General features: G+C 67.5%; 13 protein-coding genes. 5 read left to right on the top strand and 8 right to left on the bottom strand.

Features of this window, described 5'->3' with window-relative positions; genetic code table 11:
• Nucleotides 1-59: 59 nt before the first annotated feature.
• Nucleotides 60-446: a hypothetical protein gene (locus ABEB09_RS00440; RefSeq protein WP_345685910.1), complete on the bottom strand. Its 387-nt coding sequence runs from the start codon at nucleotides 444-446 to the stop codon at nucleotides 60-62.
• Nucleotides 447-1,603: 1,157 nt separating this feature from the next.
• Here ABEB09_RS00440 and ABEB09_RS00435 point away from each other — a divergent pair.
• Entirely contained in the window at nucleotides 1,604-2,065 is a 462-nt protein-coding gene (locus ABEB09_RS00435; protein ID WP_345685908.1) for a hypothetical protein, read from the top strand.
• Nucleotides 2,066-2,496: 431 nt separating this feature from the next.
• On the top strand, nucleotides 2,497-2,733 hold the full coding sequence (locus ABEB09_RS00430) for a hypothetical protein (protein ID WP_345685906.1): 237 nt from the start codon (nucleotides 2,497-2,499) through the stop codon (nucleotides 2,731-2,733).
• Between the two features lie 249 nt (nucleotides 2,734-2,982).
• Here ABEB09_RS00430 and ABEB09_RS00425 read toward each other — a convergent pair whose 3' ends face one another.
• The 4 genes from ABEB09_RS00425 to ABEB09_RS00410 form a co-directional block, all read right to left on the bottom strand.
• On the bottom strand, nucleotides 2,983-3,729 hold the full coding sequence (locus tag ABEB09_RS00425) for an ATP-binding cassette domain-containing protein (protein ID WP_345685904.1): 747 nt from the start codon (nucleotides 3,727-3,729) through the stop codon (nucleotides 2,983-2,985).
• The gene (locus ABEB09_RS00420; protein WP_345685902.1) at nucleotides 3,726-4,298 is read right to left on the bottom strand and encodes a hypothetical protein; all 573 of its coding nucleotides are present in this window, start codon (nucleotides 4,296-4,298) and stop codon (nucleotides 3,726-3,728) included. The genes ABEB09_RS00425 and ABEB09_RS00420 overlap by 4 nt, the downstream gene beginning before the upstream one ends.
• Nucleotides 4,298-5,560, bottom strand: coding sequence for a DUF7224 domain-containing protein (locus tag ABEB09_RS00415; protein ID WP_345685900.1), 1,263 nt, complete (start codon nucleotides 5,558-5,560; stop codon nucleotides 4,298-4,300). Before ABEB09_RS00415 ends, ABEB09_RS00420 begins: the two co-directional genes overlap by 1 nt.
• Nucleotides 5,561-5,646: 86 nt before the next feature.
• On the bottom strand, nucleotides 5,647-6,084 hold the full coding sequence (locus ABEB09_RS00410; RefSeq protein WP_345685898.1) for a hypothetical protein: 438 nt from the start codon (nucleotides 6,082-6,084) through the stop codon (nucleotides 5,647-5,649).
• Nucleotides 6,085-7,316: 1,232 nt separating this feature from the next.
• Between ABEB09_RS00410 and ABEB09_RS00405 the strand changes: the two genes are divergently transcribed.
• The 3 genes from ABEB09_RS00405 (at nucleotide 7,317) to ABEB09_RS00395 (ending at nucleotide 8,555) form a co-directional block, all read left to right on the top strand.
• Nucleotides 7,317-7,886: a matrixin family metalloprotease gene (locus ABEB09_RS00405; protein ID WP_345685896.1), complete on the top strand. Its 570-nt coding sequence runs from the start codon at nucleotides 7,317-7,319 to the stop codon at nucleotides 7,884-7,886.
• A 55-nt stretch (nucleotides 7,887-7,941) separates the two neighbouring features.
• Complete coding sequence (locus tag ABEB09_RS00400; protein WP_380839741.1) at nucleotides 7,942-8,304, top strand: DUF6281 family protein; 363 nt, start codon at nucleotides 7,942-7,944, stop codon at nucleotides 8,302-8,304.
• 68 nt (nucleotides 8,305-8,372) lie between these two features.
• Complete coding sequence (locus ABEB09_RS00395; RefSeq protein WP_345685892.1) at nucleotides 8,373-8,555, top strand: hypothetical protein; 183 nt, start codon at nucleotides 8,373-8,375, stop codon at nucleotides 8,553-8,555.
• Nucleotides 8,556-9,488: 933 nt separating this feature from the next.
• Here ABEB09_RS00395 and ABEB09_RS00390 read toward each other — a convergent pair.
• From ABEB09_RS00390 to ABEB09_RS00380, 3 genes are all read right to left on the bottom strand, one after another.
• Complete coding sequence (locus ABEB09_RS00390; protein WP_345685890.1) at nucleotides 9,489-11,237, bottom strand: UvrD-helicase domain-containing protein; 1,749 nt, start codon at nucleotides 11,235-11,237, stop codon at nucleotides 9,489-9,491.
• The gene (locus ABEB09_RS00385) at nucleotides 11,234-13,117 is read right to left on the bottom strand and encodes an ATP-dependent nuclease (RefSeq protein ID WP_345685888.1); all 1,884 of its coding nucleotides are present in this window, start codon (nucleotides 13,115-13,117) and stop codon (nucleotides 11,234-11,236) included. The genes ABEB09_RS00390 and ABEB09_RS00385 overlap by 4 nt, the downstream gene beginning before the upstream one ends.
• Nucleotides 13,118-13,497: 380 nt before the next feature.
• Nucleotides 13,498-14,565: a hypothetical protein gene (locus ABEB09_RS00380; RefSeq protein WP_345685886.1), complete on the bottom strand. Its 1,068-nt coding sequence runs from the start codon at nucleotides 14,563-14,565 to the stop codon at nucleotides 13,498-13,500.
• Between the last annotated feature and the right edge of the window lie 527 nt (nucleotides 14,566-15,092).

Below are 15,092 nucleotides of genomic sequence, written 5' to 3'. Positions count from 1 at the left end.
GGAGGAGCCGGGAGGGCAGCGCGCCCCGGTCGGGATCCGGGGCGTGCTCGCTGGGTCTGCTACTTCTTCTCCAGCAGTTTGGCTGTGCTTACGCGGTCCGTGTCGAGGAACGGGTTGGCGGTGATGTCGAGGCCGAAGAGCGCGTAGATGTGTCGCAGGGCTTCGTAGGCGTCGCGCTCGGGGTCCCCCAGGGCCTTCCAGCTGTGGTTCCAGTCGTTACTTGTGGCCGGCTGGGGTGAGCCCAAGAGCGGGAAGGTGGGGTCGTCACCGGGGGCCAGGGTGCGCGCGGGCGGGCGGGTGAACTCCGAGGCGACGATTCGGTGCGTCCACGTGCCGTCGACCAGCGGAAGGACGTGCTGGTCGACCAGCCGGAAGTACTCCAGGGTGATCTCGGTCAGTACGAACACGCTGATCCGGCGTCCCTCGCTGCTGGAGTTTCGCTCCATCGCCCAGCCGAGCATGTCCGTGGTCGCGGCTGCGGCCGCCGTGACCGTCCCATCCGATTCGACCAGCAACCCACGGCGAGGAGGTTCCGCCAAGAGGAGACCGCCCTCACGAGGCTCTGGACGCTTGTAGTCCGAGGACCAGTTGAAGCCGTAGGGACTCCGGAGCGTGCTCTGGTGCGTCAGGACTGTGAGGTTCGGGGAAGAGACCACCGAGATGTTCGGGTTTCCCCACCACTGATGCTGGCTCGTGTTTGTCCTGGTCAGTTGACGTTTCAGATGGTTGATCTTGGTGGTGTTTTCCCGAATCAGTGGTGGTGTGATCCCGAATCGGCCAGTGCAGTGTTCGTCGAACCTCCTTTGAGGTGGTCTCTGTAGCGCATGAGGGTGCAGGGCGGAGGCGGAACGGGGTCTCTGTCACTCGCTCAGGTGATCGACGGGGCTCTTGTGGTGGTGTCGGCTTTAACGTCTCATCCGTCGCGCCTGCCACGGGCGTTGCATGAACTGCTCTGCGTGGGGCGGATGTTGAACGACCGGAGGCTGACACTGTGATCACTGCTCTGTTGCCGGTTCGTTCTCTGCGCGGTTGTCGGCTCCGGTGACGGCGGGAGGCGACGCCTTGGAGGCCATGGACGACGGCCTGGGGCGGCATCGGGATGAGTTGCGGCCTGCCGCGGTGGCTCAACTGTTGGGGCTGTGCAGGGCGGGGAAGCTGACAACGGCGCATGTGCAGCTGGTCTCCGAAGCGTTGAACGTGCACATCAGGACGGTGTGGGACTGGCTAGCGAGCGCTGAGAAGACCGGCAGCCCGGAGAAGCCGGAACGCTCACTTCGGCCATACCGATGGCCAGTACCGCGTCGGCTACGCCGCCGCCCGCACCTGGCTGGCCCGCACCCTGTCACCCCAACCATCCGCCGTTGACGGCATCGAACCTGCCGCCGACCCGGCCGCGGCTACCCCTTTCAGCCTGCAAGAGATGGAGGCTCTGCGGCTGCTCCTGGCCCGGCTGACCGTCTCAAGTCCAGCCCGCGGCACACGGTGGCGCGCGTGCGCGGTGCCCAGGCCGGCTTCCTGTCCCGCTCGCTGCTGCTCAACGTGCCCGACGACCTCACCGCGCGCGGGGCCGGGCATCACCACCGTGCCCCTCACGCCGCGCGTCGTGCACACGATCACTCTGCGCCTGCCCAACCCGCTGTGCGCCGCTGCCATCGCGGCGCTGCTATTCGCCGGCACCGACAAGTCGCTGCTGTCGATGACCCAGATCGGATCCGTCGACGAGGCCCAGACCACGGTGGCCATCGATCGCGACTCGCGGATCAACATTGGCGAACCGCCCGGGCCCCGGCACATGTACGCCGTCCCGCCCAGCGCCCGCCCCCTGCTGCGCGCCGTGGAGCTGTGGACGGAGCGCCCGTTCCCCATCCTCGACGAGGATGGGATGGATCCGCGGCTGCGGCAGCAGATGCTGGACTACAGGGCAGACACCGGCGTGGACCTTCCTCCCGGCGCGTTGGTGGTGATGCTGAGCTGCTGGCGGTCGCTCTACGGCCAGATCGCGCTGGAGGTCTTCGGGCACTTGCCCCCCTTTTCTCTGATCAGGAACCCATGTTCGAGCTGCTGATGCAAGACCTGATGCGCGGCATGGGCATTGAGGGCCAGTACCAGCCGCCGGCCCGATAGGCCCGCCGTGGAATCGCGACGACGACGCCCTGTTGCGACGCCTCCACCCAGCAGCGACCGGACAGGCGAACGTGAACTTCCGCCGCCGCGACCTTGCACCGTGGGCCAGAGATGGAAGACCGGGGCCGCCACCACCAACCGCTGCGCCACTGGCCTTCACAGCGAACGCGGCCCCGAGCGTTACCCAGCGCTACATGTCCCGTCGCCGTAGCTATACGAGAACAGGGCCTCCTGCCGGTGGGTGTGGGAGTACATCACCCACCGCCGCTCGAAGCACGCCGACGCCGGCCCACCCCAGCCCCACGAGCGGACCTGGGCAGGCACTGTCCCATCCGACACGCCCCGAGTTCCTCACCGACCATCACCGGTGCGGTGCGCCACCTGGCCGAGCTGCAGATCGAGGGGACGATGCGGGCGACCGAGGCTGTCGAGCTCGGGATGCTCTCCCTCGGCACCGCCAGGGCCCGGATCAACCAGGCCCTGTGGGACCTCGCGCTGGTCGGACGCAGAAGTGGCCTGTCCTACGCCCAGATGAGCGCTTTCACGTCCATCCCCGAAGCCGACCTGGCGCAGCAGGTCGAGGACTACCACCGCCTCATGACTACCTGAACCGCTGCACCAGGTGGCATGAACCCAGCCACAACGGGACGTCATGTTGGTCAGCGCGATGGTCGCTGGGCACCATGAGCGTCCATGGATGATCTTAACGCCGACGACGTGAGACGCCTCCCTCAGCGACGGCGCCGCAATCCCGGATGGGACACGGATGACGACTACGAGTGGATCGGTGACCATGCAAGCTCCCGGGTAGAGACCTGCCTGCCCGCATCGGGCCTGCCGGAGCCATGACGGGCAGCATCACCCGCTTGCGTTGCCGTCGCGGTTGAGGATTGCCGTGTAGGCGGCTTCGGCGGCGCGGCCGGGTGCGACGCTCGCTGGGGTGTGGGCCAGGAACTCCTTGGACGTGCCGGTGTGAAGGATTCGGCCCGCTCGCAGGACGGTGACGTGGTCGGCTTCCTCGGCGAGGTCCTGGGTGTCGTGAGTGGACATCAGGATCCTCACCTGGTCAGTCAGGGAGGCCAGCACGTTGCGAAATGTCCGGCGCTGCTGTGGGTCCAGTCCTGCGGTCGGTTCGTCGAGCAACAGGACTTGGGTGTCGTGGACGAGCGTGGCCGCGACGCCCAGACGCCTGAGTTGTCCGCCGGAGAGCCGGTGGGTCTTCACCTCGGCTTGCTCGGTGAGGTCGACCCGCTCGAGCGCGGTTGCGGCCTTCTCGTGTGCTGTGGAGGTGGCCATGCCCTTGAGCCAGCCTGTGTAGGCGACGTACTCGCGGGCGGTCAGTTGCGGCATTGGCTGTACGTGCTGCGGCAGCCATCCGACGGCATGCCGGTATGAGCGAGCGGTCGAGGGTACGTCGTCGAGTGTGATTGTTCCGTGTGCGGGGCGGACGGTGCCTGCGGCGAGTTTCAGCAGGGTGGACTTCCCGGCGCCGTTGGGGCCCAGGAGCACGGTCAGCCCGGCGGGGAGGGAGTAGGTGAAGTCGGTGAGTATCGGTCGGTTCCAGCGCCGGTAGGCGTAGGTCACGTTGTCGAAGCGGATCGTCATGACGGTTCCTGGCGGGTGCGAGAAAGAAGGGTGAGGCCGGCGATGAGGACGACCGCAGCGGCGATGGCGGCATGGACCGCGGTAGCGGGTTCTGGCAGGACGGTCCACGGGTCCGGGTCGGGATAGGGACGGTGGGAGAAGAACACGACCAGCGCGATCCAGATGAGGGGGATCATTACGGCCGCCTGCCGTGCCCACGGCCGGGCCAGAAGCATCAGGCCGGTCAGGAAGGCGATGTTGCGGGCCACCGACATGCCTGTGGGTGACCAGAAGATCCCGGCACTGACCAGACAGCCGGCGACGGCGGCCAGGACGAGCAGCACGTCACGCCCTGGGATGAAGCGGACGGCAGCCATCTCGAAAGCGGCCAGCCGCGAGTCCAGGGACAGGGACAGCGCTGCCACGGCGGGGATCGGCAGGAACACGGTCAGTACGGCCCGCTGGCTGTTGGAGAAGAACGACGGGAGCATGACGGATTGCTCCCCGATCCACACCGCCAGCCCCATCGACACCATGACCAGAGCGGTGAGCACCGTGAAGGTTCGGCGGGTCTTGAGCCACCATCGCATCAGACCGTGCACGCCTTCCTGGAGGTGGTGGTGAACCAGTCGGCCTGCTCCTTGGCTGGTCGGCTCAGCACGCTGCGCAACATGCCGTCGACGTCCCCCGGCGAGCCTTGACGGTCGATGCTCGCGCGCAGCCGTTGCCAGGACGGGGTCGTGCCGGTGACGTGAGCGGCCCACGCGATGACCACGCGGCGCAGAAGAGGGTCTGGACTAGGACAGTTCATGCCTGTCGCGGCGACGGCGACGGCGAACGCGGCGTCGTCGCGGTCGGTGGCAGCGGTCAAGGGAACGCGCCAGGTCGAGGCCGTCGACGGGGTGGCGAAGCGACCTTCGGGAAGCGTATCGATGACGGTCTTGGGCCGCAGGGGGACACCGGCCGCGGCGAAGTCGGCCAGGACTTTTTGGGTGGCCTTCACAGCCTGGGGCAAAGCGCCCGCTGTCTGCTCCGGCATGCACACGGCCGTCCCTCCCGTGTGTCCGCACTCCATGGTGACCGCATAGGTCTTGAGCGGTGGGGTGTAGTCATAGTTCTTCACCGCCTTGCACGTGCTGGTGACCCCCGCGGCGGCAACGGCCAGGGCGGCGGCCGCAGCCACCGCCCGGCGTCGCACCGGCAGCCACGCCACCATCAGCGCGGCAGCGATGCTGCCGGTGAACGCGACATGTGGCCACAGCGCCCCCCACGCGGGTGCCTCGCCGAACATCAACTGTTCGGGGAACGCACCCGACACGTGCCGTACCCAGGGAGCGTCCACGGTGACGGTGAATGCCACTGCCACCCAGGTCACTACCGCGAGGACCGGCGCGGCGATCACTTTCGGCACCCACCGCCCGACGGCGAATCCGATCACCGCGTGCTCCACGCACACGATCATTCCGACGACCAGGGGAGAGACGCTGTCCCACGTTGGCCACGTGCCCTCCACCGTGAGTGCGGTCAGCGGAGGAAGGATCAGCATCGTCCAGGCCAGTGTGACGACCGGGAGCAGTGCTTGGGCGGCGATGCGGTAGCGGGAGCGGGCGTGGTTCATGTCCCATACACCGGCCTGCCGCAGGCTCGCGGACACCCAGGCGGCGAGCGCGGAGGTGACGGCGTAGGCGAAGGGGTAGGCGAAGCGCAGGGGGTACGACGTGATCTCAGGCGCGTAGCCGAAGTTGTCGGCCGGGGGCCGGCCGGGACCGAGGTAGTACAGCAGCGGCAGCGCGAGGGCGACGGGAGCGGCCCACACGGCGGGCGAAGTACGGAACAGTACGGTGATCTTCACGGTCTTCCCGTCGGTGCGGTGAACGAGACGGCAGCCGCCTCCCTCTCATGGTGCTGGAGGCGGCTACCGGTTGGTGCTCAATCGCCTCAGTCGGCGGAGGTGTTGTCGACCATGACGACCTCGACGTCCAGCTTCCCGACGCCGCCCCTGACGGCCTCGACGCTGAAGTAGTACTGGCCCTTCGGCAGGTCGTGCCATTCACCGTTGCTTTGGTGCATGTAGCCCTTGAAGCACTCGGAGAACGTCTTGTTGTCGTAGTCGGCGTCCGGCCAGGCTGAGATGTCCCGGTGCATCTGTATATCCGTGTTGTACGGTTTGCTGCCGGACGAGCTTCGGGGCCCGCTGCAGTTCCTGTACAGCACCTGTGAGTACTGCTCGTCACTCCATCTGCGGGACTCCATTCCGGCCGTGGCTTCACGCCAGTAGCCGGACCACAGGAAGTCCTCCGCTGTGGCCGCCGATACGGACAGCAGTGTGACCGCTGCTGTGGCGGCACTGATGATTCCCGTGCGTCGTATTCGCACGCGCTCAACCTCCATAAGGGAATTTCTCACTTCTGAGGGGTTGACAGAGATGGCCCTGCTGGTCCCAGAACTCGTGGCCGGCGACGCGCCTGCGAAGAGGGTCTGGAACTTCCCTCTCGTCCGCTGGACCAGCCAACGGCGGTCACACGCCCGCCTGCCCTCCGACCCCATGGTGCCCATCTCGCTCGTGCACGCCATTGCGTCCACGAGCGACCCAGACTGTAGGCGGGGGCTGCTGCCGCTGTGCAATTAGCCAGGCTTAACGGCTGAAACCAAGCGCATCGATATCGCGGAGCCCAGGCCGGGCATAGCCCCTCGGCAACCGGCGGCTTCGGCATTGCTGTTCGCCATCATGCCGGAAACGGGAATGGCTTGTTCCGGGATGCTCTCGACGGAGAGTTTCCCAGCTCCCTGCGGGCGGTTGTGGGAACTGCCTCAGATGCAATGCACTTCCTCAGTCTCGACACCGCCGGTTTCCCCGGGCGCGATACGGAACTGGCACGTGCAGTTCCGGCCGCTTGGCGTCGGTGTTACCACTCCAGGTGTTATCCGGCGGCGTCCGCACCCTGATTTGGCCCGCCGGGGGGCCGGGTCCCCGACCTGATCGATACCGTCCGGGAGGCCCACGTCCCGCCCGCCCGGTCGAGTATGCGCCCTGCGGTATGCGCGGACCGGACCGCCGAGCACCGTCGCCCAGGTGCTGCGCCGATGGTCAGCCCCCGTCAAGCACTGGAACCTCAAAAACCATCCGCGTGAGTGTTCGATGCGTGTGTAGGATCTGCCGCACCCAGTCACGTACGAACTAACGCTCGATTCGGGGGGTTGTGCTTAGTTTACTGGCATTCTCAGGTCGCACCGTCACGGTTCTCGCACTCTTATGTGCCGGCGTGTCCACTGGCTCCGCTCATGCGGCGTCCACACCTGACGCTTGCACGGGCTTTGCTGCCAAAGGCGTGCTGACTGTCGATCAGCTCCCCACTGGCGCCCGGTCCAAGGGCTGCGATCTGACGGGCCGTGTCGTCGTGAACGGCACCGTGGGTGTAGCCGTGCCGGCGCGGGGTGAGACTGTGCGAGTTGACGCGCTCAGAGCCGATGGGGGCGAAGCTGCGGGTCTGTCCGTGTCCGTTGCGCAGGATGGGGTGATCAGTTACCAGACTCACTCGGCGGAATCGGGTGAGTCCGCGAGTGTCCAAGCTCTGTCAGCGTGCTCTGACACGACGCGGCCGCCGACCATGCACGAAGAGATTCATACCTACACGTGGTACGTGGGAGACGGAGGGATGCCGGGCGGACTGACGCAGGCCCAGGCTTACGCCGCTTTCGCGGACGCGATCGACAACATCACCAAGACCTACAACGACTGTGGTATCTCCGACACGGTCGACGCCAAGTCCAGCTACGCCGGCACCTCCACCTATGAGGCGGACATCAACGCCTCCAGCCAGTGCACACCTCGGGACGAGCAGAACACCTGGGATGCAGGCGACCTGGCAGCCGGGCACCTCGCTGTCACCTGCTCCTGGACCGTCGACGGAACAACGTCCAACCTGCGCGAGCTGGTCGAGGCTGACGTCCGCTACAACACGACCGACAACAACTTCACTAACAGCCCATCCTCCAGCTGCGTCAATCTCTACGACATTCGGGCAGTCGGAACGCACGAGGCAGGCCATGTGTTCGGAATGGATCACGTCTCGGCAGCGCACCCGGATCTCACCATGTCGCCGTCCATCAACGCATGTGACACTAGTGATAGGACGCTCGGGCGAGGGGACTACCTGACCCTCGAAGCGATCTACTAGGGGGCAACGGATGGGCTGGCGTACTGGGTGGACCGTAACTGTTCTGGCGACGGGTGTGCTCGTCACATCAAGCGCCTGCGGCTCTGGTGATACGGATGTCGCCACCTCCAATAGCAGTGGCCGCACCGCGGGGGCGTGCGTGTCCCAGTTTGAGTATCAGGGGCGCACCTACCGGGACGTCGCGAACATCGACTTCACAGTGACGACAGCCCTCGGCTTCGCGACGCAGGCCTCCTGCCACGACACCGGCACCGAGACGGCCGAAACCAGCATAAAGCGGCCTGCCTATGCCGTTAAGGGTATTTCTCCTGAGGTGGCGATTGCAGTAGGAGATTCTCCCTCAAGTGCCGCGCTCCACGCTGTTTACTCGGGTCCCGAGGTACCGAAAGAACTCCAGGACCTCGTGCGGTCCAAGTAGGTTGCCCTATCCGATGTGTATGTTCGGCGGTGGAGTTCACTCTTCCATCGTCCCCCGGCTGAGCCGGTATGGATGAGAATCCTCCCTTCCATGCGGCGTGGACCGAGCGGCAGATGGCCTGGTGCGGCGTCTCGCTCAGCTTGTGGAAGCAGGGCCTAGTCGGCGTGGTGGTGCCGACGGACGGCAGCCGCGGCGACCAGGCCGAGCCCACTGCCGAGGGGCGTGCCGCTCTGGCTGCCGCGGACGCCTGAGCCGCTCCACCGTCTGCTCGGCGACCGGGGGGCTGCAAGGCGGCGCCCGCGGGATCATTGTCGGCGACCAAGCCCGTTCTCCCCGCGCTTGGTGGCCGGCAAGGGGGCGTGCGCGCGGTGGTCACTGGGGGAGTGTGTGGCCGATGTGGTCCTTCCACAGGGTGCGGGCGTGGCCGAGGTGGAGCAGCGCGATGTACCACCATAGGTCTGCCGGGGCGCTGTCGCTGTTGTGGGCGAGGGTGGTGCGGTGCGCCGTGGCTTGGGCTTCCTGCGGCGCGCAGCTGACGCGCCACCATTCGGTCGCGGTATGCCTTCCCGGTTTGACGCGAGGTCTGAAGGCTCATGACGTGGAGCGTTGCGCCGGCGTCCGCAGCCTTCCGCACCGCCGACGACTCCGCGGTACTGACGCCTCGCTGGCCCCGCTCTCGCTGCGCCAGCCGGTGTGCTGGTCCGCCACGGTCCGTGTGAGATCGGCTTCCTGCATCGGGTTGTTCTGCACGGGGAGGACGCGGTGCGCACCGACCCGTCCTGGCTCACGTTCCACGACGCCATGTCCTGGTCGGGGAACCCGCGCCGCCCCGTCACCGCCGATCATGCGGCGGTGATCCTGCACGGTCTGCTGCTGGGCCGGCCCAACGACGACCGCGTCACAGTGGGGTGTACGCCCTGTCCGTGGAGACGGGCAAAGCCTGACCCTGGGCTCTGCCGAGCGTCCCACCGAGTCGACCAGCGAATGGACCGAAACAGCCCAACGCATCGGCTCAGTACCGGTGTTTGGCCTGTGGAGCGGAGGGTTCGACTCACTCATCTACGGCGTGCAGGCGCAGGAGATCTTCCCCGTGCGAGCACGACTGCAGCCGTAGAAGGACTGACGGCCGCCCCCTGCCATGAACTGTCTGTCCCCGCACATGCGAGGACAGACAGCACGACAGGTCATGCGACGCGGACCGGCACCTGGCGGCCGGTCAGCAGCTGGGCCAGTGCGTCGGTCTCTTCCTCGGGCACGGCGATGGCGGCCAGGCGGCGGGCACGGGTGACGGCGACGTACCAGACGCGCAGCACCTCGTCGGTGACCGGGTCCGAGGTGGCCCAACGCTGGACGCTTCCGGCATCGGGCAGCAACAGCAGGACGCCGTCTGCTTCATCGCCCTTGAGTTGGTGGATGATGTTGGTGCGCATGTCGGTGGCCGCCTGGGGACGGGACACGGTGGGTTTTCCGGCAGGGCGGCCCTTGCCGCCCTGCGGAGCGGCCCCGGGCAGAGCAGGCCAGGCCTTCATGGCTTGCCACACTTGCGGACCCCATTCTTTGTGGGGCGGGGGCAGGCTGTGCAGGAACGCGAAGGCCGTGCGGTTGACCTGGCCGGCCGACAGGCGGTGGGCGGCCATGATGCTGTCGGGGCCGCCGGTCTCGCCCGGATACCAGTAGCCGAACAGGACGCGCACGGCGATCGCGCAGGCCCGGGTGAGGTCGTCGCCGGAGGCGCCCGGGCTGTGGGCGGCGGCGTGGGCCCAGGCCAGGCTGGTGATGGCGCTGGTGTTGGGCTTCTCCCGGCTGATGGCCGGCAAGGTGGCGTACTTGTAGGCGGTCACCAGGCAGTCCTTGGCTGGGACGGCGTACTCCTCGGTGAGCGTGCGGAAGAAGTCAACGATGCCGGCACCGGTCGGGGCGTGCAGGTGACGGCTGCCGGAGTTGGCGAATTGGGTGGGAAGCAGCAGGACAGGGATGTCGTCGTCGCGCACGACCGAGGTGTCCGGCGGTCGCTGCCCCGTGCGCAGAGTGGCCGCCAGTCGGCAGATGACGGGGGAGCTGCGCCAGTTACCGGTCAGCTGGTGCGGGGTGGGAGACAGCTGCGCGGAGAAGGACCTCAGAGCCTGGGGTTCGGCGCCGCGCCATGCGTAGATGGCCTGGTCCGGGTCGCCGACGAGGATCAGCGGAAGGCCGGCGGCGTGCAGCAGTTGAAGGATGGCCAGGTCAGCGGCGGAACAGTCCTGTGCCTCATCGACGATGACTTCTGAGAACCGGGAGCGCAACGGGGGCACCAGCCCGGCGGCGGCCTTGGCGTTGCGCAGGTTCCACAAGGCCAGGAACCGCGCCTCGTGCCCGGTGAAGTAGCCCTGGTCACACCACGACTTGCGGGTTTCGAAGATCTTCTCCTCCCACGCCTTGCGGCTGTAGGCGCTGGCCTCGATGAGCTGGCGGGTGTCGTAGTCGAGCTTGTCCCAGGCAACCGACTCGCACGCCTCTTTCTGCGAGGGGTCCACCGCCATGGGGAAGCGGTGCAGGGAGATTTCCCGGTCCATGCCCTCGACCGGGGCCTTGATGCTCGCCCACGACTCCAGCAGGCGGGGCGCCGGATTGGCTGCTCGCCGAGGCTTGACCAGGAACTCCCACAGGAACGAGTCGAGCGTGCCGATGAAGTGCGGCGCTTGGACCAGGTCGGCGCGGCCCGCCTGGCGGCAGCGGCGAGCCATCTGATCCCGCGCCACCCGCGTGAACGAGATCAAGGCCCGGCCCTGCCGTAGTAGTCGCCAGGGCGATTGCAGATGCCGGCTGGTGATCACATATGTCTTGCCCGCGCCCGGGCAGGCAGACACGTAGGCAGGCGCGGTCACGGCCATGGCGGCCTTCTGCTGCGCCTCGGCGGCCGCCCGCGCCAAGGTCGTCTGCTCCGGCGTCGTCATGGTGTGCCCACCGCAGGGGTGCTGGCGTCAGAGGCGGTGATGAAGCGGATGGCGTTCGCGAGGTAGGTGGGCACGGTGAATGGCACCGCCCGGTCGGCCAATACGTCGGCGAGTTCCTGCGCGAACTCCCCCTTGGAGATGGGAGCCCCCTTCGCCAGCTCTCCATCCGCTCCAGTAACCGTCCGGCTGGTCTTCGGAACGAACAGCTCCCCGAAAGCCAGCGCGGGATCGTCCGCTTGGATGACCTGCTCCCAGCGGCTTGCGGAGCGTGGCGCGCAGCCCAGGAATGCCGCTCGCAGGGCGATGATGTTGTCGGACGACCACAGGGCCGGCTCCAGCGTCCGAGGCGCCGCGGCCACGTGCAGCGCGCCGGGAGAACCCCAGCGGCGCGGCAGCTCCCGCAGGGACTGAAGCCGTGCCGGTTCCGGTTCCCCGGGCGCCACGTCCGTGTCGGTGATCAGCGCCACGCGCCGTCCCAGACAGATGCCGTCAACGGGCGCCAGCAGCACTTGCAGATAGACCTGGAACCCGACACCGTCCACGATCACCCGGGTGATGCCGAAGAACCGTTCCACCGCCTCGAACGCCTCCCGCTTCGCCGCCTCGTCGGCGGCCTCGTCGGCGGCGAGGACCCGCTCGGCCAGAGCCGGCAACAGCAGAAGCTCGGAAATGCCCTCCACTAGGATTGCCCGCGATGCGAAGAGCAGGGCACTCTTCGTGGCGTCCAGATAGCGGTCCAGATGCCGCACCCGGTCCGGGCTCAACTGCAGCCGGGGAATGGGAAGAGGCCGCGCTTGCCAGCCGTCCGACAGCTCGCTCGGGCAACGTGCCATGACCACCAGGTCCTCTACGCTGGCCGCAGCCGACAGGATGGGGGAGTGCGTGGTGACCACCACTTGCAGATGCCCGGCAGGCTGGGACGGGTCACCCGACGGCCGGCGGCGCGAGGCCCGTGCCCGCTGCTGCAGATAGCGCAGCAGCAGCGTCTGCAGCTGCGGATGCAGGTGTGCCTCGGGCTCCTCGACCAGCAGCACGGTCAGGTCAGCCTCGGCGGCTGCGTCCAGCTCCGCCATCACCGTGGCGATGAACAGGGTGTTGGCGTAGCCCAGCCCCGAGGCCGACAGCGGAAACGGTTGCGCGGAGGCATCACCCAACAGCATGCGCAGCGACCGGGCGATCGACGCGAACGTTGGTTCAGCCAGGGCCAGTTCACTCATCTGGGGATGCGCGCCGACGGTCAGGTCCCGCAGCGGCTCGTTGATCTTCTCGTTGACCCTGAACACGTCCGGGTCTGCGGCCACCTTCTTCAGCTCGGTGCCGATCCGTTCCACGAAGGCATCGACCTGCTCGTCGTCCCCCAGCAGCCCGCGAAGGATCATCCGCACTCGGTCGCCGCCAGCCGAGGCCAGCTCCCGTTCCGCATCGCGCAGCGCCGGCAGGTAGACATGTCGCACACCACCGCGCGCGGGAGGCTCGCCCGTGACGGGAAGGCCCGCGCCCTGCGCCCAGACCGTGCTGCCGCGTCGCCCACCCATTTGCGGAGCTGTCCAGGACACCTGCCACCGCGCCGTACGGCTCTCGGGAGGCCCCTCGCGCAGCAGCGCCTCAAGATACGCGCCACTCTGCTCCGGGCCGATATCGGCCACGTCCATCTGCAGACTGGGGCCGCCCAGCGAGGCGGCGGGCTTGAGGACGTCGGCGTCCTCGAAATAGCGCACCCGGCGCCCGTCCAGAGGGTCCGTGAGTAGACGAATCGCATCGATCACGCTGGACTTGCCCGCGTTGTTCTCCCCGACAAGAACCGTCACTTCCGGGCGCAGCGGGATCTGTACCCGCTCGCACGACCGGAACCGCTCCACAAGCACCTCGGCCACGTACACCGCCCGCCCCCATCCCCGGCACGCCACTCTGAGTAATGGTGATCACCGGATAATAGTGGGCATTGTCTGGCGCAGCGTTCAGAAATCGTCATGGACCAGAGCGGTCAGCGCAGATGACGGCCTGCGCTACAGGAGTGCCGGCAGCCGCGGGGCCTTCCTCCACGTGAGCCGCCAACCGGGCATCCAGGAGGGATGCCACGTACAGCACCGGGCGTTGCAGGTGGTCGTCCCCGAAGTTCATCCGCAACAGCGCCGAGCCTGGTGATGCCCGTCGGCATGACCGCCCTCGCTTGCGGCAGCCTGGGGCATGGTCTGTGGGGAAGGGACCGGTCCGGCAGCCCGAGACAGCGGTCAGGGGCGCCGTGGGGTGTCCTGTGCGGTCAGAACTCGTCATCGCCGGGATCGGTGAGGAGCCCAAGTTCTGGATCGTAGAGCAGCGGGGACTGCACATAGCCGTTGTGGAACTGCCAGCCCTGCCGTAGCACCGCCCTGACCGGCGCGAACGCGAGGTTGCTGACCCTCCTTCCGGCGCCCAGCGTGGGAACCGCGGTCTGCCCGGGCTCAAGGATAGGGATCTCCACGATCAGGCGGTGCCCGAGACCCGGCACATAGACGTGCCACGGCGCCAACTGCGCTGGCAAGGACCCCGGGTAGGGTCGCTCCTCGGTGACCGTTCCGTCCAGCTGAAGCTGGCGGCGCAGGATCTGCGCCAGCCCCGGCCGGTCGCCGCTGTTGGCGGGGATCACACGGTGCACCACCCGGGACTCCACACTCATGCGGCGCAGATGTGCGCGGATGTCCTGGCTGGGGGCCACGGCTTCGCGGTACACCAGCAGTCCGCAGGAGATCGCCATCCACGTAAACAGCAGGGCCCGGAACTGCAGGTGCTCCGGCAGAGCGGGGTCATCGGCCTGCAACGGCCAGAAGTCGGGCTCGGCGTAGACTTCCTCGTGGAAGGTCAGCCCTCCGTGGATCATAAGGATGGTCGGCTCGGCGATGCCGGCGCGCACACCGGCTGCCGTATCCGTCCACCAGGACCACCAGGTGCCGCCATCATAGGCAGGCCCCCAGGAGACGGCCCGCAGCACAACACCCCTCTCGACGCACACCGGCGGGTCCTCCCACACCATCAGCCCGGATGGTGAGGGCACAATGCTGGCGATCTGGGCGATGCACGGGATGCCTGTCAGCCCGGCGACGCTCGCGGCGGCGTCCCGGGTGATGTAGAACAAGTCCGCTTTGCGTAGCCGGCGCCTTTCCGCGTTCGCCAGGGCGGCCGCCTGATCCTCCACTCGCTCAAGTGCCGCCACGGCGGGCGGCATCAAGAACGTCACTCCCTCCTGCTGCAGCATGTCCGTCCACGTCTGGGGCGCGTTGTAGTGAAGGAAGTCCAGTGTCTGCAGCCACAGGGCATGCACGTCCTGGATGCCGGTCCGGTCCATGCTCATAGCGGGTTCGATCCTCGAGAGGGATGCGGGCGGAAACGGTGCTGGCGCGGGCGCGGTGGTGGCCTGTGCCGCCCGGTGCGCACGGGTGGTCAGTGTCCGGGCAGGATCTCTTCCCGGCCGATGGGGATGGTCTGAAGGTACTCAAGGGCGATGTCCTCGGTGCCTAAGCTGGGACAGGTAGAGGAAGTAGCCGCCGGTCCGGTCGTGCAGGTACTGGGCGTGCTGGGTGAGAACGGCACACACCAAGCGGCCGTCGCCGTCGAGATGCCACGCCTTTACCTCACTCAACCGGAGCCTCCCCCCGCGTCTCCCGGCCGGAGCCGGCGCCCCGAACCAGCCCGTGGCGCCAGCCTGGCCGTCTCCCACCCGCAGCGGTCAGCGCACCGAAGTAGATATCACTCGAACGGGTGACGCCTGTTTGACGGATCCATGCAGGAGTGCTCGCGCAACGAGCCGGGCGACTCGGCGAGTCGGCTGTGCCCCACGGCCAGCACCCGCCGACGGCGCCGGCCATGCCACCGGCACCC

This window comes from Streptomyces coeruleoprunus, assembly GCF_039542925.1.
GTDB lineage: Bacteria > Actinomycetota > Actinomycetes > Streptomycetales > Streptomycetaceae > Streptomyces > Streptomyces coeruleoprunus.
Note: the sequence above shows the minus strand (reverse complement) of the source record. Positions and strands in the feature narration are given on the sequence as shown.